The sequence below is a fragment of the Pseudomonas sp. LTR0 genome, assembly GCF_036630035.1.
GTDB classification, from domain to species: domain Bacteria; phylum Pseudomonadota; class Gammaproteobacteria; order Pseudomonadales; family Pseudomonadaceae; genus Aquipseudomonas; species Aquipseudomonas putida_Y.
Map to the genome: position 1 here is coordinate 920,293 of NZ_CP123734.1, position 22,573 is coordinate 942,865.

A 22,573-nucleotide genomic window follows, 5' to 3' on the forward strand; every position below is an offset into this window, starting at 1 on the left:
AACTGTGAGAGCGGGCTTGCCCGCGAAGGGCTGCAAGGCAGCCCCAATCAGGGCGAGCACGATGAAGGTACTGTTGGTCATCCTTGCGATGGTTGCAGGTAGCGTCAAGGCTGAGGACTGGCCTGACCCACAGTGGCAGAGCGACCCTGCCGCCCTCGACTGGCAGGCCGTCGACGCTTATGCCTTTCCCGCACGCTCTCCCTCGGAGCGCAACGGCATCCGCACCGACGCTCTGCTGATCATCCGCGACGGTCGTATCCTCCACGAGCGCTACACAGCGCCCACCCGTGCCGACACCGCGCACCTGACCTGGTCGGTAAGCAAGAGTGTACTGGCCACGATAATGGGCGTGGCCCAGGGCGAAGGCCGCTTCCAGATGCAAGACCCGGTCAGCCGCTTCTATCCACCCATGCGCGCCCACCCCGGTGTGCGTATGGCCGACCTGCTGCACTGGGCCAGTGGCCTCGACTGGCAGGAAGACTATGAATATGCACCGCTGAAATCCTCGGTGGTGGCCATGCTGTATACCCGTGGCCGCGCAGACATGGCTGCCTATACGGCAGCGCGGGGTGCCGCTGCCAGCCCCGGTCAGCGATTCCTCTACTCCAGTGGCGACAGCAACCTGCTGGCCGCAGCGCTGCGCGGCATGCTCGATGCCGGACAGTACCCCGACTATCCCTGGGACGCACTGTTCACCCCGTTGGGTATCGGCAGTGCGGTATGGGAGCGTGACCGGGCAGGCACCTACGTAGGCTCTTCTTATCTGTACCTAAGTGCCCGCGATTTGGCCCGTATCGGCCTGTTGATGCAACGCGACGGGCGCTGGCAGGGCCGACAATTGCTGCCCAAAGCCTGGGTAGCCTTCAACCGTACCCCGTTTGCCCAGGCCCAAGCGCTGCCTGGCGAGGCCACCCCCGGTGGCCACTGGTGGCTCAACCAGCCGCTGGCTGGCGCCGAACGGCCTTGGCCCAGCGCACCCGCAGACACCTTCGCCGCCCTTGGCCACTGGGGGCAGGCGTTATATGTGCTGCCTGAACAAAAGCTGGTGATCGTGCGCTACGCCGATGACCGCGACAGCAGCTACCGACACGATGAACTGCTCAAGCGGGTGCTGGCGGCACTGGCCGGGGAGGGGGCATGAAGCGGCTATTGCTGCTGGTCCTGGCAGGGCTCCTGTATTGGGCCTGGCAAGAACGCCAGGCGCTGGCGGACTTCCCCGGCATACTGCCGGCCTACTCGGCCAAGGAATACTGTTCCTGCCGCTTTGTCATGGGCTTTGACGAGGCGTACTGCCGAGGGTATGTGAAGCAGTGGCTGCCATTGAGCCTGCTGGAGGAAAACAGCCAGCAGCGGCAAGTCACCGCTGAAGGCCTGGGGCGGCGCAGCCAGGCGGCCTGGCAAGGCGCGCGTGAGGGCTGCCGCTTGCTGCCATGAATGCAGGCGGGTAAGGTTGGCGGCCTGGTTTCACGAGATCTGTCATGTTCAAGCTGCCCCGCCTGCTGCCTGCCTTGTTGCTGGCTTTGTGCCTGCCCGCTCATGCCAATTGGCACCTGGATGGCGAATCTTCACGGCTGTCGTTTATTACCGGCAAGAATGGCAATACCGCCGAAGTGCATCGTTTTCTGGTGCTGCACGGCACGGTCGACCGCAAGGGTGTGGCCGGGTTGAGGATCGAGATGGACTCGGTTAGCAGCGGTATTCCGCTGCGTGACGAGCAAATGCGCGACAACCTGTTCGAGGTCGAGCGCTTCGCCGAGGCCACAGTGAAGACGCAGATCGACCTGCAGCCGATCAATGACCTGGCCGATGGTGCACAGATCGAGTTGCGCCTGCCGCTGACGGTCACCCTGCATGGCCAGTCGCACCGCTACAATGTTTTGTTGCTGGCCACCCGCCTGGATGCGCGGCGTTTCCAGGTGGTGACCCTTGAGCCCCTGGTGCTGCGCGCCGAAGATTTCGGCTTGATGCCGGGCCTGGAAAGCCTGCGCAAGTTTGCCAGGTTGAAGTCCATCAACCCGTCGGTGCCGGTTAGCGCGGTGCTGATCTTCACTGCGCGCTGACATGGCGGGTCCGGTCTTCCCCTGGCGGGATGGCAACCAGTTCGAACTGCTTATCGATGGCCCCGCATTCTTTCCGCGCATGCTCCTGGCGATCATGCGGGCCGAGTTCCAGGTTGACCTGGAACTGTACCTGGTCGAGGCCGGCGCCTGTGCCGAGGCGGTGGTGGACGCGCTGGAGCAGGCTGCCCGACGTGGCGTACGGGTGCGCTGCCTGTTTGATGACTACGGTGCATTGGCCTTCAACAGTGCGTTGCGTCAGCGCCTGCTGGACGCTGGCGTGTACTTGCGCTGGTATAACCGCCTGCGCTGGAAGCGTGGCCTGCGTAACCTGTACCGTGATCATCGCAAATTGCTACTGGTGGACGAACGTTGGGCCGTGGTGGGGGGGACGGGCGTTACCGACGAGTTCTGGAAGCCGGGTGAGGCGACCAGCGAATGGCACGAAGTGATGGTGCAGATGCAGGGGCCGGTGGTGAGCGACTGGCAGTTGCTGTTCGACCGTCAGTGGCACGCCAACACTCGCCGCACCGCCTGGCGCCCTGCTGAAGGCTTTGGCCTGCCGCGTCTGCCCAAGGTGCCTGCGCAGGGGCAGGGCATGGGCCGGGTCGCTTATGCCGACGCCCGCCAGCACCAGGACATCCTGCACGCGCTGGTACGGGCACTGAACAGCGGCAAGAAACGGGTATGGCTGGCCACGCCGTACTTCTTGCCGACCTGGAGCGTGCGCCGCTCGTTGCGTCGGGCTGCCAGCAAGGGCCTGGACGTGCGGCTGTTGTTGACCGGTCCGCGCACCGATCACCCCTCGGTACGCTACGCCGGGCATCGTTACTACCCGCGGCTGTTACGCGCGGGCGTACGGATTTTCGAGTACCAGCCGTGCTTCCTGCACCTGAAGATGGCTGTGGTGGACGACTGGGTCAGCGTCGGTTCGTGCAACTTCGACCACTGGAACTTGCGCTTCAACCTTGAAGCCAACATCGAGGCGCTGGACCCGCCGTTGACAGCGGCGGTGGTGGCCAGCTTCGAGCGCGACTTCGCCCTGAGCGAAGAAGTCGACCTCGCTCACTGGCATGCGCGCCCTTTGTGGCGCAGGGTCAAGCAACGGATCTGGGGCTGGCTGGATCGTTTGGTGGTCAACTTCCTCGACCGCCGTGACTGACAGCGGCTATCGTGCAGTGACTATTCACGGTTAACCGAAGGAGTGGGCAAGATGACGGCGAAGAAAATTCTCATGCTGGTGGGCGACTACGTCGAGGATTACGAAGCGATGGTGCCGTTCCAGGCCCTGAGCATGGTAGGCCACACGGTGCATGCGGTGTGCCCGGAAAAGCTGGCGGGGCAGACTGTGCGTACCGCGATTCATGACTTCGAGGGTGAACAGACCTACAGCGAAAAGCCCGGGCACAATTTTGCCCTGAATTATGACTTCGTGCGGGTGCGGCCCGAGAGTTATGACGCGCTGCTGATCCCGGGTGGTCGCGCGCCGGAATACCTGCGCCTGGATGAAAAGGTGTTGGAGCTGGTGCGGGCGTTCGACCAGGCCGGCAAGCCGATTGCGGCGGTATGCCATGGTGCCCAGTTGCTGGCGGCAGCTGGGGTGCTGGATGGGCGTGAATGCAGCGCTTACCCGGCATGTGCGCCAGAAGTGCGCCTGGCGGGTGGCACGTTCATCGACATCGCGGTGGACCAGGCGCATGTGGATGGCAACCTGGTGACCGCACCGGCATGGCCAGCGCACCCGGCTTGGCTGGCGGCGTTCCTTCAAGTACTGGGCACGCGTATTGTCTGACAGGCTTGGTTGAGTTCAGAGCGGGTTGCTTCAGGCAACCTGCTCAACCCAGTCATTGAGGTTGTAGTAGTTGGTCACCCTGGCAATCTTGCCACAGTGAATATAGAAGAACGCCCCCGCCGGCAGCACATAGGTCTGCCCGTTTGCCGCCGGCAACCCTTCGTCATCGACCAAGTATTCGCCATGTACGGTGAACTCCGCCGCCGCGCGGCTGCCATCGGCGTTCTGCATCACCACGATGTCGGCCAGGCGCTCGCGGTAGCAGCGGTTCATCTTTTCCATGAACGCGGCGAACCTGGCCTTGCCCATCTGACGCTCGCCCTGGTTGATGTCGTGGATCACGTCTTCGCTGAGCAGCGCCAGAAAGCCTGGCATGTCACCCGCGTTGAAGGCGGCGTAGTAAGCATTTACCAGTTCGGTTGCGGTCATGGAACAATTCCTGTCGTGTAGGGAAAAGGCGGGTCGCTAACTCGGATGATAGGGTTTCCCCTCAAGCCCGGCTTAGCCGAGCGCGTCATCCACATCGACAAAACGACCGCCAAACATGGAAATACGCCTGTTGCACGGTGCCGCTATCGCGCCTTACATCGATGACCTCGCTCGCCTGCGCCTTACTGTGTTCCGCGAGTTCCCCTACCTTTACGACGGCACCCCGGAGTACGAGGCCGACTACCTGGCCAACTATGCCCGCTCCGGGCGCAGCCTGGTTGTGCTGGCGCTGGACGACGGCAAAGTGGTCGGCGCTTCTACCGGCCTGCCGCTGGTGGACGTCGCGCCCGAATTCCAGCAGCCATTCCTGGCCCAGGGGCGCGACCCGGCCAGTGTGTACTACTTCGGTGAGTCGCTGGTGTTGCCGGCATACCGCGGTCAGGGCCTGGGGGTTCGCTTCTTCATCGAGCGCGAGTCCTACGCACACAAACTGGCCGAGTTCGATTATTGCGCGTTCTGCGCGGTCGAACGGCCTGGCGCACACCCGCGACGGCCAGCAGAGTACAAACCCTTGCACGGCTTCTGGCGCAACCGCGGCTTCCTGCACGACCCGTCGCTGCGCACCACCTACGCCTGGCGCGACCTGGACGAGCAGGAAAGCTCTGACAAGCTGATGTCATTCTGGCTCAAGGCACTGCCGATATGATCCGCCTGGCGGCCTGCCAGTACGCCATCGAGCTGCATGAGACGTGGGACGCCTACGCCGACCACCTGCAAGGCCTGTGCGCCGAAGCGGTGGAAGCGGGGGCACGCTTGCTGCTATTGCCGGAGTACGCCGGGCTGGTGCTGAGCGGCCAGCTGAATGCCGGGCAGCGGGAAGACCTGAAGGCTTCGATTGCCGGCATCCAGCCGCTGATCGAACCCTGGAAAGCGTTGTGCGAGAGCCTTGCCCGGCGCTGGGGGATCTACCTGCAACCGGGCAGTGTGCCGGTGCTGGACAACGATGGACGCTACCGCAACCGTGCCTGGCTGTTCGGCCCCCAAGGTGTGCTGGGTTATCAGGACAAACTGATGATGACCCGCTTCGAGCGCGAGCAGTGGGATATTGCTGCAGGCCAGGGGTTGCAGGTATTCGAAACCGAACTGGGGCGGCTTGGCATCCTGATCTGCTACGACAACGAGTTCCCGATGCTGGCCCGCCGCCTGGCCGAGTGCGGTGCCGACCTGATTCTGGCGCCGAGTTGTACCGATACCGAGGCCGGTTACCACCGGGTGCGTATTGGCGCCCAGGCGCGCGCTCTGGAGAACCAGATTGCCGTGTTGCAGAGCCCTACGGTGGGGGTGGCGCCGTGGTCACCGGCATTGGACGAGAATATCGGCCGGGCAGGCCTGTTCGTGCCGCCGGATCACGGGATGCCAGGGGATGGGGTGGTGGCGTTGAGTGAGCAGTTGAACCCGGACTGCAGCCAGTGGCTGGTGTGTGAGGTGGATTTGGAGGGAGTACGGCGGGTGAGGCAGGAAGGGCAGGTGTTTACCTGGCGGGACTGGCCGGAGCAGTTCGAGAGAGTCCTGTGATGACAGTGGCGGCCTCTTCGCGGGCAAGCCCGCTCCCACAGTCAAACGCGTAGCCTTCTGGCTTGCGCTGAACTTGTGGGAGCGGGCTTGCCCGCGAAGCAGCCGCCGCAGTTACATCAGGTTACTTCACTTCAACGGCCAGGCTTTCGGCAATCTTGCTCTGCCACAGGGCAGGGCCAGTGATGTGTACCGACTCGCCGTTGCTGTCCACGGCGACGGTCACCGGCATGTCCTTGACTTCGAACTCGTAGATCGCCTCCATGCCCAGCTCGGCGAAGGCCAGCACCTTCGACTTGCGGATGGCCTGGGCTACCAGGTATGCAGCGCCGCCAACGGCCATCAGGTACACAGCCTTGTTGTCCTTGATCGCTTCGATGGCGGTCGGGCCACGCTCGGACTTGCCGATCATGCCCAGCAGGCCAGTCTGCTCAAGGATCTGGCGGGTGAACTTGTCCATGCGGGTAGCAGTGGTCGGGCCGGCTGGGCCTACCACTTCGTCACCCACCGGATCGACCGGGCCTACGTAGTAGATGAAGCGGCCTTTCAGGTCTACCGGCAACTCTTCGCCACGGTTGAGCATTTCAACCATGCGCTTGTGCGCGGCATCGCGGCCAGTCAGCATCTTGCCGTTGAGCAGGATGGTTTCGCCCGGCTTCCAGCTGGCCACTTCTTCCGGGGTAATGTCGTCGAGGTTGACGCGACGGGCGCTCGGGCCGGCTTCCCAGACGATTTCCGGGTAGGCGTCCAGCGACGGCGCTTCCAGTTCTGCCGGGCCGGTGCCATCGAGCACGAAGTGGGCGTGGCGGGTAGCGGCGCAGTTGGGGATCATGCACACCGGCAAGGACGCCGCGTGGGTCGGGTAGTCCATGATCTTGACGTCGAGCACAGTGGTCAGGCCACCCAGGCCTTGAGCGCCGATGCCCAGCTGGTTGACCTTGTCGAACAGCTCCAGGCGGATTTCTTCCAGGCGGTTCTGTGGGCCACGGGCTTTCAGTTCGTGAATGTCGATGGACTCCATCAACACTTCCTTGGCCATGACCGCGGCCTTCTCGGCGGTACCGCCGATGCCGATGCCGAGCATGCCAGGCGGGCACCAGCCAGCGCCCATGGTCGGCACGGTCTTCAGTACCCAGTCGACGATCGAGTCGGACGGATTGAGCATGGCCATCTTCGACTTGTTTTCCGAGCCGCCGCCCTTGGCTGCAACATCCACTTCGACCTTGTCGCCAGGGACGATGGAGTAGTGGATCACTGCCGGGGTGTTGTCCTTGGTGTTCTTGCGGGCACCGGCTGGGTCGGCCAGGATCGAAGCGCGCAGGACGTTCTCAGGCAGGTTGTAGGCGCGACGCACACCTTCGTTGATCATGTCGTCGACGCTCATGGTGGCGCCGTCCCAGCGCACGTCCATGCCCACGCGGATGAACACGGTGACGATACCGGTGTCCTGGCAGATTGGACGATGGCCGGTGGCGCACATGCGCGAGTTGATCAGGATCTGGGCGATGGAGTCGCGTGCAGCAGGCGACTCCTCACGCAGATAGGCCTCGTGCATGGCCTGGATGAAATCGACGGGGTGGTAGTACGAGATGAATTGCAGGGCGTCGGCGACGCTCTGAATCAGGTCGTCTTGCTTGATCACGGTCATGCAGCGCGCTCCTCTTAAAGACGGGAACATTCAAAAAGACGCTCGACATAGCCGACCAGCACGTCGAAACGCCTTGCAAGGCGCCGGCAGGTCAGGCCGACGGAAAAAGGCGCGGCAGTATAGCGCGCATCCGTGCCCGGCACACCTGCGGCCGGTCTGGACCATGGTCGGCAGCGTGCCGGCATCTATTTTGCTGGTGTGCTCTGCTTGGCTTACAGTGAGCCTTGGATAGCAGGAGATGTACCGAACATGCCCGAAATTTGCGTGGGCGAGCGCCGCTGGGTGGTGCCCATTGGCAGCAACCTGCTCGATGCCCTCAACGAGGCGGGGCTGAATGTGCCCTACAGTTGCCGCGCCGGCAGTTGCCACGCTTGTCTGGTGCACTGCCTGGATGGGCAACCGGCGGACGCTTTGCCCGAGGCATTGGCGTTGGAGAAACACGCTCAGGGCTGGCGCCTGGCATGCCAGTGCCGGGTGGTCGAGGACCTGCGTGTGGCGCTATACGACCCCCGGCAGGGTGGCGTACCGGCGCAGGTCTGCGCTTTGGACTGGTTTGGCGATGTATTGCGCCTGCGGGTGCGGCCCGCGCGGGCGGTGCGTTACCAGGCGGGGCAGCATGTGGTGCTGTGGCTGGAGGCGGTTGCTCGGCCTTATTCCCTGGCCAGCCTGCCGGGTGAGGATGATGTTCTCGAGTTTCATATCGATTGCCAGCGACCTGGTGCCTTTTGCGACAGGGCGCGTGGGCTGCAGGTGGGCGATCAGATGCATTTGGGTGAGTTCAGAGGCGGAGCCCTTCATTACGACCCTGATTGGCAGGAGCGGCCGCTGTGGTTGCTGGCCGCGGGAACCGGGCTGGCGCCGCTCTGGGGTATCTTGCGCGAAGCGTTGCGCCTGGGGCATCGGGGCGAAATCCGCGTGCTGCATGTAGCGCGGGATCCGGCGGGGCACTATCTGGCGGAGCCGCTGCTGAAGCTGCCAGGGGTGAGTGTCGAGTTGGTGCTGGTGGAACAGATGGATGAAGCGTTGGCCGGGATGCGGCTGTTGTCGCGGCAGACGGTGGTGCTGCTGTGTGGGGCGCCTGGGAGTGTCGAGCGGTTTGCCCGGCGGATGTTCATCGCAGGCGTGCCGCGGGGGCAGGTGTTTGCTGATGTGTTCGTCGAGCATGCCTGAGGGCAGCCTTGTGATGCGAAGGGACCGCAAAGCGGCCCCTCCCTCTTTCATGCGGCGCTGTGCTCGGCGACGGGCACCTCGGCCTGCGCCCGCCGATAGAGAACCAGGTAATACGACCCCAGTCCGATCAACCAGCAGAACACTGCTGTCCACACATTGTGCGACAGGAAGTGCGCCCCCTGCATCATCCTGCCCACCGACAGTATCGACCCTGCTACCAGGGCTACTAAAAACGCCACCCGCGCCAGGCGCGGCTTGCGATCACGCAGCATGAAGAACAAGGCGAACAGGCAGAACCCGGTCGCGGCATGCCCGCCCGGCCAGCACAGCCCAGGCTTGTTGGTAGGCGGCCGTGGTTCCAGCAGCTTGCTGTACGTTTCGGTGCCGCCAAACTGGGTCAGGCTCCAAGGGCACTGCACCTGGGTGACTTTTTTCAGCGGCGTGACAAACGCTGTGGACAAGCCCAGCGCCAGCACCAGGCAGCCTAGTTCACGGCGCCAGCCAAACAGGCGCTTCCAGAAAAGGCTCGCGGCAAAGGTCAGCAGCGATATCACCCCCAACAGGATCACCACTTGCTTGACCCGGTCATGCAGGATGTTTTCCAACACGTAACTGTGGCGGCCAATGAACTGCCCGGCAGCGGGGTCGAAGAACAGGTTGGCGACATCCATGTCGACTGAAGTCAGTTCCAGCAGGATCAGGGCCAGCGCAGTCGCCAGGGGAATCCCCAGGTACAGCCAGTAGTTGATCGGGCGAGGGCGGGTGCGTTGCTGCATGACGGCTCCAGGGCGCGAAAAAGAGCGGGTATTTTCGGCCGCCCGCTATCCTGTGTCCGTGAAGGATCAGTGAAAAAACTGTCAAGTGGGGTGAATTTTCCCTAGGGCTGGCACCGTGCAGGCATTGGCCTTAAGCTGCGCCTGCCGCGCACCACAGCGAGAAGCGCCGCACAGGAGAAACCGATGCGCATTCTTTTGGTTGAAGACAACCGCGATATCCTGGCCAACCTGGCCGATTACCTGGGCATGAAGGGCTACACCGTCGACTGTGCCCAGGATGGCCTGTCCGGGCTGCATCTGGCCGCCACCGAGCACTACGACCTGATCGTCCTCGACATCATGCTGCCAGGCATTGATGGTTACACCTTGTGCAAGCGCCTGCGCGAAGATGCCCGCCGTGACACGCCGGTGATCATGCTCACTGCCCGTGACCAGCTGGACGACCGCCTGCAGGGCTTCCGCTCTGGGGCTGACGACTACCTGCTCAAGCCATTTGCCCTGTCGGAGCTGGCGGCGCGCATCGAAGCGGTGCTGCGCCGTGCCCAGGGCGGTGGGCGGCGCACCCTGCAGGTGGCTGACCTCAGCTACGACCTCGATACCCTCGAGGTAACCCGCCAAGGTCGCCTGCTGAAGCTCAACCCGGTCGGCCTCAAGCTGCTGGCGGTACTGATGCAGAAAAGCCCGCACGTACTGCGCCGCGAGGTGCTGGAAGAAGCCTTGTGGGGCGATGACTGCCCTGATAGCGACAGCCTGCGCAGCCATGTGCATCAGTTGCGCCAGGTGATCGACAAACCGTTTGAAAAACCGTTGCTGCATACCGTCCATGGCGTCGGCTATCGCCTCGCCGAGGGCCGCGATGGAGTTTAAGCAAAGCCTTGCCCAGCGCATCATCATCGCCTTTGCCCTGATGAGCGCGCTGGTGGCCGGGGCCTTCGCATTCGGTATCGTCGCCACGGTGCACCTGGTCGAGGAACGACTGATTTCTTCGGTACTGGGCGGTGATCTGCAGCGCCTGCTGCGTATGGACAGCGTCAGTGACTGGAGTCATCGGCCTCGCCCAGACCAGCTGTTCTACTTCAGTGGTGGGCGTGACGACTTCGAGCTGCCCAAGGACCTGCGTCACCTCGACCGCGGTTTCCACGAAGTGTTCCGAGACCAGCTGTCGTACCACGCCATGGTCGAGATCGTCGATGGTCGCCGCTATGTACTGCTGCAGGACCAGAGCGACTTCGAGGAGCGTGAGCGCATACTGTTTGCCGTGGTTGTGGTGGGCTTCGTGCTCAGCCTGGTGCTGGCGGTCATCCTTGGCTGGTTGGTTGCACGTCGGGTAATGGCACCGGTCATCCGCCTGGCGCGTCAGGTGCGCCACCGCGATCAGTTACTGGGCCTGGCCCCACCGCTGGCGCCGGATTATGCGGCAGACGAAGTCGGCCAGCTTGCAGTGGCTTTCGACGATACCCTGGGCCGCTTGCGTGATGCGTTGACCCGCGAGCGGCTGTTCACCAGCGACGTCAGCCACGAACTACGCACGCCGTTGATGGTGTTGGCTACCTCTTGCGAGCTTCTGATGGAAAACCCTGGCCTCGATGCCCGCGCGCGCAGCCAGGTGGAGCGGGTTGCGCGGGCTACCGAAGAAATGCGCGAGCTGGTCAAGACCTTCCTCATGTTGGCCCGGGCGCAGCGTGATGAGGGCGCGGTGGCGTCACGGGCGACCCTGCGCGAAGTGGCCGACGAGCTTATCGGGGTGTGGCGCGACACCATCGAACAGAAAGGCCTCACCCTGTATTTCGATGGCCGCGTGAGTGCTAGCCCTGTGCTGTACAACGCCACCTTCCTGCAGTCGGTGATGGGTAACCTGCTGCGCAATGCTGCGCACTACACCGACAGTGGGTATATCCGCCTGAGCCTGGAAGCCAACGGTTTCAGCGTAGAAGACAGCGGCGTGGGTATCCCCGAAGAGCAGCGCGAGGCCATGTTCAGGCCGTTCGTGCGCGGCGATGAACGGCGTGGCGAGGGCCTGGGGCTGGGGCTTTCGCTGGTACAGCGGATCTGTGACGACCAGGGCTGGCGTGTCACCCTGACATCCACCTTGCCACATGGCTGCCGCTTCCAGGTGGACCTGAGCAACACCGCAACCAAAGGTGACCCGGACGCCTTGGTCGGGTAATTTCTTGTATCAGGTCAACTGGTACTCAACGTTTTTTTCACACTGGCATGACCTGATTCCAACGCTTGCATACCTAATGTGGGCGCAATGGAGTCAGGAGATGCCCAATGCGTAGCCCCATCAAGCTTGAATTTTCCGAGAAGTACGACAAAGACCATGCGCGCGAGTACTTTCTCAAGCACCAGGCCGGCCTGGCGCGACGCCTTTCCCACAAGCGAGATGAGCAGTTGGCGCGCCGCGCCTTGGCATTGGCTGGCGAGCCCGGCCTGGTATTGGACCTGCCATGCGGTGCGGGCCGTTTCTGGCCGCTGTTGGCGGAAAAGCCCAATCGGGTAATCATCGGTGCCGACAACTCCGAGGCCATGATCGAGACTGCCTGTGCGGCGCAACCGCCAGAGGTGGTCGCACGGGTACGGCCTTTGCAGACTTCGGCATTTGCCATCGACCTGCCGGATAACGCCGTCGACAGCATTTTCTGCATGCGCCTGTTCCACCACATTGGCGAGGCGGCGCACAGAAAGACCATACTTTCGGAATTTCAGCGGGTTAGCCGTGATAGTGTGATCCTGTCCCTGTGGGTGGATGGCAACTTCAAGGCCTGGCGCCGGAAAAAGCTGGAGCTGCGCCGTAGCGCCAAAGCCGAACAGGATAATTACCAGAACCGTTTCGTGTTACCTGCCGAAACGGTCGAAGAAGAATTCAGGGCTGCCGGCTTCAGAATCCAGGAACGCCTCGACTTCCTGCCGTTCTATGCCATGTGGCGAGTCTACGTATTGCGTAAGGGGTAGTGTTTGATGGCTGTAGCCCATAAAGGGGAATCGCGGTTCGATTTTTACTGGCGTCAGCAAGGCGAGTGGGTCGAGGAGCCTAACCAGCGCCGCGGCGGTGAAAGTGGCGTGCAACGCCTCAACGATGCCAATGGCAAGCTGTTGTATGCCAAGCGCCAGGTTGGGCATATCTACCGCAGCCTGTTGCACCCTTTTGGTCGGCCGACGGTATTGCGTGAACTCGATGCGCTGAACAGTTTCGAGCAGCTGGGCGTGCGTGTACCGCGTATCGTCTTCTGTGGTGCGGAGCGCGATGCCGAGCACCAGTGGCGCGCGCTGCTGGTCAGCGAAGCGCTGGACGGTTTTGTCGAACTCGACACCTGGCATGCCGAAGGTGCCCGCGAGCGTTACCCGCAGGTGGTGCATGAGCGCATGCTCAAGGACCTGGCGGAAAACCTGGCGCGGATGCACCTGGGGCACTGGCAACACGGCTGCCTGTATGGCAAGCACGTATTCATCAAGGTGATCGGCGAGGGCGACCAGGCTCGCGTCGAAGTGGCGCTGCTGGACCTGGAAAAGTGCAGGCGGCGTATCAGTTGCCAGCGTGCGGCCGGCAATGACTTGCGTCAGCTACGCCGCCATTCGTCGCTCAATGACGCAGAATGGCGGACACTGCTCTACTTTTACAAGATGGCGTTTGGCAGCGCTGTCAAAGGGTTAGAGTAATGAAACTAGAAATTGCTCGAGCTTTGTTCCTGGTAGCTGGCCTGGCGGTGACCACCGTGGCGGTGGCTGCCTGGGAAGAGCCGAGACCGACGGTGTTCAGCAAGGCAGAAATGGCAGACCAATGCGCGTTGCCGCGGGATGCAAAACCGCAGCAGGCCCGGACCGAGCCGGACCATGACCTTTTGCTGTTCCTGTTTGGCTTGCGTCAAGGGTTGCGTCCATTCGGTTGAACCCTGCGTTAGCTGGAAAAACCAGAGGCCTCGCGATTGCGGGGCCTCTGGCTTTTTGCGCCTGCGTTGCCGGCCTCTTCGCGGGCAAGCCCGCGCCCACAGTTTGGCTCAAGCGATTGCAGGTTCCTTGGCGCTCGCCTTGTGCGCCAGCAGGGTGTAGATACATGGCAACACAAACAAGGTAAACAGCGTGCCAATCGACATCCCGGTGGCAATCACCATACCGATGTCAAAACGGCTGACCGCTCCCGCCCCGGTTGCCAGAATCAGCGGCACCATGCCGAACACCATGGCCGCCGTGGTCATCAGCACCGGTCGCAGGCGAATGGCCGCTGCTTCCTCGATCGCTTCGCGCACGCTCAGGCCCCGCTCCTGACGTAGCTGATTGGCGAACTCTACGATCAGGATACCGTGCTTGCTGATCAGTCCGATCAAAGTCACCAGCCCGACCTGGGTGTAGATGTTCATGCTCGACACACCCAGGAACAGCGGCAAAAGCGCGCCACAGACCGACAACGGCACTGTCACCAGAATCACCAACGGGTCGCGGAAGCTTTCGAACTGGGCAGCCAGTACAAGGAAAATGATCGCCAGCGCCAGGCCGAAGGTGACCCACAATGCGCTACCTTCCTGAACGTACTGCCGGGCCGCGCCGGCGTAGTCGAAGGCAAAGCCTTCCGGGGCCTCTTCGCGAGCTATGTCCTGCACGGTCTTCAGCGCCTCGCCCAGGCTGACCATGGGTACACCCTGGATGATCGCAGCGTTCAGTTGCTGGAACTGGTTGAGCTGACGTGGGCGAGCACGGTCGGTGAGGGTGATCAGGGTCGACAGCGGCAGCAATTGGCCCTGGTCGTTCTTCACGTAGTAATTGTTCAGCCAGCCGGGGTTGTCGCGGTACGGCCGTTCAACCTGGGCGATCACCTTGTAACTGCGGCCCTCAAGGGTGAAACGGTTGATTTCCGCCTCGCCCAGCAGGGTCGCCAGGGTGCTGCCGATGGTGTCCATCGACACCCCCATCTGTGCCGCCTTTGCCCGGTCGATGTCTACCACCACTTCGGGCTTGTCGAAGGCAAGATCGATATCGAGGAAGGCGAACTTGCCCGATTCCTGAGCGCGCTTTTTGATGCGTTGGGCCACTTCCAACAGTGCCGGGTAGTCGCCAGCGGTATTGATCACAAACTGGAACGGCAAGCCCTCGCCAGTGCCGGGCAACGACGGCAGGTTGAAGCCGAAGATCTGCAACCCGCTGATTTCCTCGAGTTTGGCCTGCACCAGCGGCAGTAGCTCCATCTGTGTGCGTTCACGTTCGTTCCAAGGCTTGAGCAAAAAGCCACCGATACCGGTCTGCACGCCATTGAAACCGTTGATCTGAAACGACGAATAGTATTCGGGGAAGGTCTTGAACAGCGGTGTGAACTCGTCGGTGTAGGCATTGAGATAGTCGAGGTTGGTCGGCTGGGGCGAGCTGCTCATCATGAAGATCACCCCTTGGTCCTCGTTGGGCGCCAGTTCGTTCTGAGTGAATTTGAGCAGCACCGGGATCAGGCACAGGACGATCACGGCAAACACCAGCACCACCGGCCGACTATCGAGGGTGGCGTGCAGCAAGCGCTGGTAGCGCCCCTTCAGGCGTTCGAACAGCTGGTCGAGGCGGTGGGCCAGGCCGCTCGGGTTCTGCTCCCGGCGCAGCAGCAAGGCGCACATCATTGGCGACAGGGTAAGGGCAACGATACCGGAAATGATCACCGCCCCGGCCAGCGTCAGGGCAAACTCCTTGAACAGCGCGCCAGTGAGCCCGGTCAGGAAGCCGATCGGTGCATACACCGCGGCAAGGGTGATGGTCATTGACACCACTGGCATGGCGATTTCGCGCGCGCCTTGCAGGGCCGCGTCGAACGGCGACTTGCCTTCTTCCATGTGCCGGTGGATGTTTTCCACCACCACAATGGCATCGTCCACCACCAGGCCGATGGCCAGCACCATGGCTAGCAGGGTCAGCAGGTTGAGCGAGTAGCCCATCATCTGCATGAAAAACAGTACACCGATCATCGACAACGGTATGGTCACCACCGGAATCAGCACCGAGCGCAGGGCACCGAGGAACAGGAACACCACCACGATGACGATCAGCACCGCTTCGCCCAAGGTCTTGATCACTTCGTCGATCGAAGCCTGGATGAACCGCGTGGCGTCGTAGGCAATCGACACTTTCAGTGCCGAGGGCAGCTGGCTTTCCAGCTCTGGCATGATGCGCCGCACTTCCTTGATGACATCCAGCGGGTTGGCGGCCGGGGTGGCCTTGATGCCGATATAGACCGACGGGGTGCCGTCGAACGAGCTGACCGTGTCGTAGTTTTCTGCGCCCATCTCGACCCGCGCCACGTCGCCCAGCAGCACGCGGCTGTCACCGCTGGTCTTGAGCGGCAGGGCGGCGAACGCCTCGGCCGACTTCAGCTCGGTACTGGCGTTGACGCTGGTGACCACGTATTCGCCTTTGACCTCGCCTGCGGCGGAAAGGAAGTTGTAGCGGCGTACGGCATTGGTCACGTCGGTAGCCGAAAGGCCGAAACCGGCCAGTTTCACCGGGTCCAGCCACAAACGCATGGCAAACACCTGGTTGCCGAGGATCTCCGCCTCGGCCATGCCCGGCAAGGTGGCCAGCTTGGGCTGGATAACCCGTGACAGGTAGTCGGTGATCTGCGGGTTACTCATTTCCTTGCTGTAGAAGCTGACGTACATCAGCGCCGAGGCGTCGGCAGCTTCCTTGCTCAGTACCGGGTCTTCGGAGTCCTGGGGTAACTTGTTGCGCACCTCATTGGCCTTGGCCAGCAGCTCGGTGAACAGTCGGTCGCTGTCGGCGCCAATGCGCGCGTAAATGGAAATGATCGAGAAGTTCTGCCGGCTCACCGAGGTCATGTAGTCGATGCCTTCGGCACTGGCCAGGCTCTGCTGCAATGGTTGGGTGATGTAGCCCTGGATGGTTTCGGCGTTGGCCCCGGGGTAGGCAGTGGTGACCGTGATCAGGGCGTTTTCCATTTGCGGGTACTGGCGGATCTGCAGCTTGTTCCAGGCCTGGAAGCCGAGCAGCAGAATCAGCAGGCTGACCACGCTGGCCAGCACCGGGCGGCGGATGAACGGGTCGGTGAACGCCATGCCAGCCTCCTGTCAGTCCTTGGCCGCTGCGCCCGGTTCGGGCTTGAGAGCGTTGTCCTGGCCAATGCGTATCGCGGCACCGGGGGTGAGTTTCAGCTGCCCTGCGGTGACCACCTGTTCCCCGGCCTGCAGGCCTTTGCTGACCACAACCACACCGTCTCGGCGCTCGCCAGTCTGTACTGTGCGCTGTTCGGCGATCAGCAGGGGTTGGCCCTTGTCGTCGTTTTCCTGCTTGCCGTTCTTGTCCTTTTTCGGTGAGACGACATACACCGAGTTGCCATACAGGGTGTAGGTAATGGCGCTTTCCGGCACCACCACTTGCGGCTGCGGGTTGGGCAGCAGGATCAACAGGCTGGCGAACATGCCTGGCAGCAGTTTGCCGTCGGGGTTGGCCATGGTGGCGCGTACCAGCAGGTTGCGCGTGGTTTCCTCGACCTTGGGGTTGATGGCGCTGAGGTTGGCGGGGAAGCGCTGGCCCGGATAGGCGGCCACTTGCACCAGCACCTGCTGGCCCAGGCTCAGGTGTGGCAGGGCCTGTTCCGGCACGTTGAAGTCTACGTACAGGCTGGACGTGTCTTGCAGGGTGGCGATCACCGTGCCGGCGGCCAGGTACTGGCCGATGTCTACCTGGCGGATGCCGATGGTGCCGCTGAAAGGTGCATTGAGTCTCTTCTTGATCTTCTGCGCCCTGAGCTGCTCGACCACTGCCTGGTTGCGCCGGTACTGGGAGGAAAGGCGGTCAAATTCGCCGCGGGAGATGGCCGAATCGCCGACCAGCTGGCTGCCACGGCCGAAATCGACCTTGGCCAGGCCCAGGTCGGCCTGGGCGGTGCCGAGCAGGGCTGTTTCCTGATCGTCGTTGAGCTGCAATAGCAGTTGCCCGGCCTTGACCTGCTGGCCTGAGTCGAAGTGCAGGGATTTGACGATGCCTTCCACCTCCAGGCTCAGATCCACGCCCTGCAGCGCTTTGAGGCTGCCGACCGCGGGGAGGCGCTCTTGCCACTGGCGCTGTTCGGCCATGGCAGCCGCCACGGTGATGGGCGGTCTGGGGGCAGTGAACATCTGGATCTGCTGGTAGATCGAGAAGGCTTTGTAACCCCCCAGGGCCAGCAGAATCAGCAGAACAACGGCCAACATGATGAGCATGCGGCGGCGCAGCATAGGTCCGGTTCCTTGGATGCAGTTGTTATTCGTTTCTACACGACAACGGGCGATCCTGCCCACGTGTGGATGGGGGAAGTATTGACTGTTTTTCGGGAGGAGGGGTGTGAAATGCCTGTGCCGGCCTTTTCGCGGCTAAAACCGCTCCCACAGGGACCGTGTAGAACCCTGTGGAATCGGCTTTAGCCGCGAAAGAGGCAGTGAATGCAACAGAAAAATCAGACGAGATGCAGGTGGTTGTCCCAGAAACCGGACGGCAGGTTCATCGGTTGCCCGACCAGTTCGGCCTTGCGGCAATCGTAGAACCGGCAACGGCCCTGCCCGGAGGTGACGACAAAGCCGTCCTTCACTGCGCCAACGCCTGCGCAGTCGGGCATCGGGGCATCCAGCCGCACCGCGCCGCTGTCCAGGTCCCAGACGAACAGGCGATTGGCCCGCGGCGCCGTCAGCGCTACCAGCCGCAGCTCGCTGTGGATGGCAACGCTTGCGGTGTATTGGGCCATGGCTTGCAGTTGCCGCTCCGGCACCGGAAAGGCCTTGAATGGCTCGCCCGGGCGCTTGATCGCCAGCAGCTCGGCAGTTTCATCGGCATCGCCCATGAACTGCTGGCAGGCGGCGATGGTGCCATCGCTGGCCACTGCCAGGTGTCGCACGCTGTTCATCTGCTGGGCCAGGGTTTCCTTGCTCAGCAGGGTGCCGTCACGCTGCATCAGCACCAGGCTAGGTTGCATGGCATCGAGGTTCATCTCGACACGGCTTTCGGCTTCGGTACGGATACCGCCATTGGCCACGACCAGCGTTTCGCCGTCGGGCAGCCAGGCAACCTCGTGCGGGCCGATACCGTGGGTCGGTATCTCGCCAGTGTGCACCAGGCGCTCGCCTTCGAAACGGTACACGCCAAGCACGCCCCGCCCCGGGTCGGTGGTGTCGTTTTCGGTGGCATACAGCCATTCGCCGTCTTTGTGTACCACGGCATGGCCATAGAAGTGCCGGTTAGGCTGCGAGGCTACCGTTTGCAGCAGGCGCCCGTCACGCAGGTCGATCAGGTAGCTTTCGGTACCAGGGCGGCGGGCGACGAACAGGGCGATTGGCTGCTCGGGGTGGTGGATGATGGCATGGCAACGCTGAGCGACCTGGGTGCTGAACACCTGTGTGCCGTCCAGGCGAAAACCTACGGCAAAGTGCTGGCCGTTGCCGTTGTCACGCGCCGAGAGCAGCAAGGGTTCGCTGCCTTTGTTGCGGAACAGGCTCCAGCCGCCCAAGGTGAGGGCACTGAGCAATACGCTACCGAGTTTGAGTGCCTGGCGTCGCAGCATGATCAGTCACCGTCGTTGGCATTGAAGCCCAGCTGGATGTTCAGTGCCTTGGCCAGATCGCTTTCGTGCAGGCGATGGACGACGTTGAGGCTGTCGTAGATCTGGTTGAGGGTTTGCTGACCGGCGTCGTCGGCCAGCAGCTCACCCAGCGTTTTCTGGTTATCGGCCAGCAACTTGAGCGAGGTAGCGTAGGCGGCGTCGATCTTGTCCGCCAGCGCTTTCTGACCGCTGGGCAACAGGCCGCGCAGGCCCTGGTTGTCTACCCCGACCCAGACGGCTTCGGCGGCCTTGAGGCTGGCCTGCAGGCTGTTCATCGAATTGTGGCTGCGCCAGGCCTCGGCCTGCAACGGCTGCGGGATGCCCTTGCTCTGACGGCCCATCGGTGCGCCGAGCTTCTTCTTCAGGGTGTCCAGAGCGGTAACCTGGGCGCGCAGCAGATCGGCGATCGCCTCGTGGGAGTCGGCGTAGCGCTGGTTGGGGAACTTGGTCATCTGCGAGAGCATGCCGTCGGTGCTGTTCCAGCCTTTGAGGATTTCCTCTGCCAAGGCCTTCTGGTGCGCGCCGATGGCCACCAGCAGCGGGCAGTAGCGGGCCTTCTGCTCGGCAGTGGCGATGTCCGGCTTGCTGTCGAACAGGATGTACTCATAGGCCGACAGGCCACGTACCACTACGCTGGACTTGCCCAAAGCCTCAGCATCAACTGGCTTGTCGCCGTTGACCAGTTGCTCGACCTGACGGCCGACCAGGTTTTTCTTGTCGGGCCAGAACTGTACCTGCCAGGCGCGGTTGCCTTCGGCCAACGGGCCGACCAGCAGCGGCTGAAGCTCGGCCCAGGCTTTTTGTGCGTTGAGGAAGTCGGCGCGGGCTTTGTCCAGGCTTTCCTTGCCTTCGCAGTAGGCCAGGGCGCTGGCAGCCAACGTACGGTCGGCTTCGACCCAGCGGCTGTAGGTAGGCAGGATCACCTGGTTGGCGATAGCGGCGGAGGTCACTGCTTGCGGGTCTTGTGGCGAGCAGGCACCGAGGGCGAGTGCGGCGAGGCTTGTGAACAACAGTTTGGGTCGGAACATGCCCGGCTCCTTTGCGCGTTTAAAGTGAGTTCAGGAACGCCAGCAACGCGGCGCGCTGCTCGGCATTGAAAGTGAGTACGAAGTTGCGTGCCGCCTCGGCTTCGCCACCGTGCCACAGCACGGCTTCAAGCAGGTTGCGGGCGCGGCCGTCATGCAGGAACTGGCTGTGGCCACTGACCGTTTCGCTCAGGCCGATGCCCCACAGCGGCGCGGTGCGCCAGTCCTGGCCGTTGGCGGCAAATTCGGTGCGCTCGTCGGCCAGCCCCGGGCCCATGTCATGCAGCAGCAGGTCGCTGTAGGGGCGGATGACCTGGTTGGCCAACTCTGGTTCGGCGGCGTCGGCGGCGGTGGTGAACTGCGGTGTGTGGCAACCTTGGCAACCCGCCTGGTAGAACAGATTCTTGCCCGCCAGTACCTGTGGCGAGCCGACGTCGCGGCGGGCCGGCACAGCCAGGTTGCGGGTGTAGAACGTGACCAGGCGCAGGATGTTGTCGCTGACTTCTTTCTCGCCATCGGCCCCGTCGCCGTTAGGTGCGGACAGGCAGGCGGTTTGGGCCGGGGTGCAATCGTCCTTGGGCTGCAGGGTGCTGGTCAGACCCATGTCGCCGGCAAAGGCGTGCACGTTCTGCTGGTTGACGTTGGGCTGCCCGGCTTTCCAGCCGAAGCGGCCGATCACCGTTTTACCCTGGGCATCGTCCCATACACGGTTGGCCCGCCCGCGGATGCCATCGCGGTTGCGGTCGTCCGGGTCTTCGTTGGCCAGCAGGTCGGCTTCGGGGATAGCTTCAAGCAGGCCCAGGCCGATCATCGGTGGTGCCACCCGCGCCGAAAAGCGCGTGTCGGGGTGCATCACACCATAGCCGAGCTGGGTAATTTGCAGGGCTGGCTTGCGCAACTCGACCTGGTGGCCGTCCTTGAATGACAAGGTTTCGCTGGAGTAGCTGACCCGCACCTTGCCTTCCGGCGCCACGCCGGGGACGGCCATGTCCTGCAACTGGGTGCCATAGACTGGCTCTGGCACCACGCCGAGGCGCTCGATCACTTTGGCCAGGTAGGGTTGGTCGGGGATCGACAAGCGCACCAGCATACCCACCGCGTTGCTGTCACCCGGCTCTGGTGGGTGGCCACGGCCATCGCGCACGTGGCAGTTCTGACAGGCGTTGGTATTGAACAGCGGGCCCAGACCATCACGCGCGGTGGTGGTGGACGGGGCAATCACCCAGGGGTTGCGAAAGAAGCTGTTGCCAACGGCGAAGTCCAGGCGCTGCTCTGGCGAGAGGTTGGCCGAGGGCAGGGAATAGGCATTGCGATCGCTGCGCTGCACGGTCGCCTTGCCACCCGATAACGCTTCGCCGGGCTCGGCGTGGGTGAAACGCGGGGCGTCGTCACAGGCGGCCAGGGCACAGGCCAGCAGCAGGGGAGGGAGTCGGGACAGCGACAAGGACATCGAAAATCCTGGGCGTGAGCGAAAAACCGGCGTGCAGCTTAGCAGGCCCAGGATCATTGAATAAGAGCAATTTGCGTTTGCTTGATGAAATTGCCGCGAGCGCAGTTGGTCAGGCCATATAGAGCATGAAGTTTCGGTTGACCAGGTTGACGATCAGGTTTTTGTTGCCGCCACCGCGATTATCGCCGGTGACTTCGATGACTTGTTCGCTGGTGTATTCCATGGAAGAGGCAGTAATGCACTTGACTGCGTCCTCGTGCGCAGGTTGCCAGTAGTCCTGGAATATCCAGATGCTGGTGTCGGCAGACGGGCCGAGGATCAGGCGCAAGGCCTTGTGGTTCTCAGTCGATCTGCCGATCCATGGGATGGCCAGCGAGCCATTCCAGACGTGCTGGGCGCCGACTGCCAGGCTGTTGCTGCGGTTTTCACCGTCGATCAGGGTCAAGGTATAAGGGGTGTTATTGGCGATGGAGCGCAAGTAGGTGACGTTGGCCATGTGGTGTTTCCTCTTAATGTTCAGTTTTCGGGCGGGGTAAGGGGCTAGTCGGGGCGCGATAGACATAGGCCGCGAGCAAGGTGATTTCGTTGAACGGGGGGTCGAGCTCGGCGGGATGAAAGCGACCGAGCAGTTGCAGCCCTTGGTCACTGGCGACCGCTTCGAACATCCGGCGGTCGGTTTCGTTGGGGTCGTACAGGTAGATCTTGCCGGGGCGGGCAACTACCCGGCACATTTCCTCGGCCACGTGGTGGGTAATCGGAGCGCCCATCAGCGTCACGTGAGGGACTGCATGGTCGTCGAGGGGAAAGTCCGGAGCATCGTATTCGTATACGACGATGAGGTTGGGAATGTGCCCGCCTGCGAACGGCCCGTTGGAGATGAGCTGGCCGGCCTTGTTCAGGTTGTACGCATCGTTGAATCCGGTAATGAGGTCCCCCCCATTCATGCGTTGGACGATTCGGCCTTCGCCCCAGACATCAAGAATCTGCAGCACTGTGCCTCCTGTTAGCTTTGATCGAAGGCCTACAGGATGAGCATCTGCGCGTACGCCAGGCAGCAGGAAGCGTTTTACCCGGCAGCAAATGAAAACGCCCGGC

The 22,573-nt window shown here is 62.6% G+C and carries 23 protein-coding genes; 13 read left to right on the plus strand and 10 right to left on the minus strand.

Annotated elements, in window-relative coordinates:
- Window positions 1–61: 61 nt before the first annotated feature.
- Genes QCL51_RS04265 through QCL51_RS04285 form a run of 5 tightly spaced genes read left to right on the plus strand, consistent with a single transcriptional unit; the run spans window position 62 to window position 3,849 of the window.
- Window positions 62–1,141, plus strand: coding sequence for a serine hydrolase (locus QCL51_RS04265; RefSeq protein WP_021781807.1), 1,080 nt, complete (start codon window positions 62–64; stop codon window positions 1,139–1,141).
- Complete coding sequence (locus QCL51_RS04270) at window positions 1,138–1,434, plus strand: hypothetical protein (RefSeq protein WP_021781808.1); 297 nt, start codon at window positions 1,138–1,140, stop codon at window positions 1,432–1,434. Before QCL51_RS04265 ends, QCL51_RS04270 begins: the two co-directional genes overlap by 4 nt.
- Window positions 1,435–1,478: 44 nt before the next feature.
- Window positions 1,479–2,060: a YceI family protein gene (locus tag QCL51_RS04275; RefSeq protein ID WP_021781809.1), complete on the plus strand. Its 582-nt coding sequence runs from the start codon at window positions 1,479–1,481 to the stop codon at window positions 2,058–2,060.
- A gap of 1 nt (window position 2,061) precedes the next feature.
- Window positions 2,062–3,219, plus strand: coding sequence for a phosphatidylserine/phosphatidylglycerophosphate/cardiolipin synthase family protein (locus QCL51_RS04280; protein WP_021781810.1), 1,158 nt, complete (start codon window positions 2,062–2,064; stop codon window positions 3,217–3,219).
- A gap of 51 nt (window positions 3,220–3,270) precedes the next feature.
- Entirely contained in the window at window positions 3,271–3,849 is a 579-nt protein-coding gene (locus tag QCL51_RS04285; protein WP_021781811.1) for a DJ-1/PfpI family protein, read from the plus strand.
- A 30-nt stretch (window positions 3,850–3,879) separates the two neighbouring features.
- On the opposite strand, the gene QCL51_RS04290 is transcribed toward QCL51_RS04285, so the two are convergent.
- Window positions 3,880–4,278 carry a nuclear transport factor 2 family protein gene (locus QCL51_RS04290; protein ID WP_021781812.1) on the minus strand — a complete coding sequence of 133 codons (399 nt, stop codon included), beginning with the start codon at window positions 4,276–4,278 and terminating at the stop codon, window positions 3,880–3,882.
- A gap of 115 nt (window positions 4,279–4,393) precedes the next feature.
- Between QCL51_RS04290 and QCL51_RS04295 the strand changes: the two genes are divergently transcribed.
- Together QCL51_RS04295 and QCL51_RS04300 are read left to right on the plus strand one after the other, a co-directional pair.
- Window positions 4,394–4,984: a GNAT family N-acetyltransferase gene (locus QCL51_RS04295; protein WP_003255235.1), complete on the plus strand. Its 591-nt coding sequence runs from the start codon at window positions 4,394–4,396 to the stop codon at window positions 4,982–4,984.
- Entirely contained in the window at window positions 4,981–5,853 is an 873-nt protein-coding gene (locus QCL51_RS04300; RefSeq protein WP_101196481.1) for a carbon-nitrogen hydrolase family protein, read from the plus strand. The genes QCL51_RS04295 and QCL51_RS04300 overlap by 4 nt, the downstream gene beginning before the upstream one ends.
- A gap of 121 nt (window positions 5,854–5,974) precedes the next feature.
- Here the strand turns inward: QCL51_RS04300 and QCL51_RS04305 are convergent, their stop codons facing one another.
- Window positions 5,975–7,498 carry a fumarate hydratase gene (locus QCL51_RS04305; RefSeq protein ID WP_003255232.1) on the minus strand — a complete coding sequence of 508 codons (1,524 nt, stop codon included), beginning with the start codon at window positions 7,496–7,498 and terminating at the stop codon, window positions 5,975–5,977.
- Between the two features lie 249 nt (window positions 7,499–7,747).
- Between QCL51_RS04305 and QCL51_RS04310 the strand changes: the two genes are divergently transcribed.
- Window positions 7,748–8,668 (plus strand): iron-sulfur-binding ferredoxin reductase, encoded by a 921-nt coding sequence (locus tag QCL51_RS04310; RefSeq protein ID WP_028697411.1) that lies wholly within the window; start codon window positions 7,748–7,750, stop codon window positions 8,666–8,668.
- 47 nt (window positions 8,669–8,715) lie between these two features.
- Here QCL51_RS04310 and QCL51_RS04315 read toward each other — a convergent pair whose 3' ends face one another.
- Entirely contained in the window at window positions 8,716–9,444 is a 729-nt protein-coding gene (locus QCL51_RS04315) for a phosphatase PAP2 family protein (RefSeq protein ID WP_021781815.1), read from the minus strand.
- A 183-nt stretch (window positions 9,445–9,627) separates the two neighbouring features.
- Between QCL51_RS04315 and colR the strand changes: the two genes are divergently transcribed.
- The 5 genes from colR (at window position 9,628) to QCL51_RS04340 (ending at window position 13,334) form a co-directional block, all read left to right on the plus strand.
- The gene (gene colR / locus QCL51_RS04320; protein WP_003255215.1) at window positions 9,628–10,311 is read left to right on the plus strand and encodes a two-component system response regulator ColR; all 684 of its coding nucleotides are present in this window, start codon (window positions 9,628–9,630) and stop codon (window positions 10,309–10,311) included.
- Window positions 10,301–11,611, plus strand: coding sequence for a HAMP domain-containing sensor histidine kinase (locus QCL51_RS04325; protein ID WP_103443532.1), 1,311 nt, complete (start codon window positions 10,301–10,303; stop codon window positions 11,609–11,611). The genes colR and QCL51_RS04325 overlap by 11 nt, the downstream gene beginning before the upstream one ends.
- A gap of 107 nt (window positions 11,612–11,718) precedes the next feature.
- The gene (locus QCL51_RS04330; RefSeq protein ID WP_021781817.1) at window positions 11,719–12,399 is read left to right on the plus strand and encodes a class I SAM-dependent methyltransferase; all 681 of its coding nucleotides are present in this window, start codon (window positions 11,719–11,721) and stop codon (window positions 12,397–12,399) included.
- Window positions 12,400–12,405: 6 nt separating this feature from the next.
- Window positions 12,406–13,104 carry a lipopolysaccharide kinase InaA family protein gene (locus QCL51_RS04335; protein ID WP_021781818.1) on the plus strand — a complete coding sequence of 233 codons (699 nt, stop codon included), beginning with the start codon at window positions 12,406–12,408 and terminating at the stop codon, window positions 13,102–13,104.
- Window positions 13,104–13,334 (plus strand): hypothetical protein, encoded by a 231-nt coding sequence (locus tag QCL51_RS04340; protein ID WP_021781819.1) that lies wholly within the window; start codon window positions 13,104–13,106, stop codon window positions 13,332–13,334. The genes QCL51_RS04335 and QCL51_RS04340 overlap by 1 nt, the downstream gene beginning before the upstream one ends.
- A 108-nt stretch (window positions 13,335–13,442) precedes the next feature.
- Here the strand turns inward: QCL51_RS04340 and QCL51_RS04345 are convergent, their stop codons facing one another.
- From QCL51_RS04345 to QCL51_RS04375, 7 genes are all read right to left on the minus strand, one after another.
- Window positions 13,443–16,487, minus strand: coding sequence for a multidrug efflux RND transporter permease subunit (locus tag QCL51_RS04345; protein WP_021781820.1), 3,045 nt, complete (start codon window positions 16,485–16,487; stop codon window positions 13,443–13,445).
- A 12-nt stretch (window positions 16,488–16,499) separates the two neighbouring features.
- A complete protein-coding gene (locus tag QCL51_RS04350; RefSeq protein ID WP_279934987.1) occupies window positions 16,500–17,648 on the minus strand; it encodes an efflux RND transporter periplasmic adaptor subunit in 1,149 nt (382 codons plus the stop codon).
- Between the two features lie 218 nt (window positions 17,649–17,866).
- Window positions 17,867–18,964, minus strand: a complete 1,098-nt coding sequence (locus tag QCL51_RS04355; RefSeq protein WP_021781822.1) for a DUF1513 domain-containing protein — start codon at window positions 18,962–18,964, stop codon at window positions 17,867–17,869.
- Between the two features lie 2 nt (window positions 18,965–18,966).
- Window positions 18,967–20,031, minus strand: coding sequence for an imelysin family protein (locus QCL51_RS04360; protein WP_021781823.1), 1,065 nt, complete (start codon window positions 20,029–20,031; stop codon window positions 18,967–18,969).
- Window positions 20,032–20,050: 19 nt separating this feature from the next.
- The gene (locus QCL51_RS04365; protein WP_053870403.1) at window positions 20,051–21,478 is read right to left on the minus strand and encodes a di-heme oxidoredictase family protein; all 1,428 of its coding nucleotides are present in this window, start codon (window positions 21,476–21,478) and stop codon (window positions 20,051–20,053) included.
- Window positions 21,479–21,587: 109 nt separating this feature from the next.
- Window positions 21,588–21,974 carry a hypothetical protein gene (locus QCL51_RS04370; protein WP_021781825.1) on the minus strand — a complete coding sequence of 129 codons (387 nt, stop codon included), beginning with the start codon at window positions 21,972–21,974 and terminating at the stop codon, window positions 21,588–21,590.
- A 13-nt stretch (window positions 21,975–21,987) separates the two neighbouring features.
- Window positions 21,988–22,470, minus strand: a complete 483-nt coding sequence (locus tag QCL51_RS04375; protein WP_021781826.1) for a hypothetical protein — start codon at window positions 22,468–22,470, stop codon at window positions 21,988–21,990.
- Window positions 22,471–22,573 lie beyond the last annotated feature (103 nt).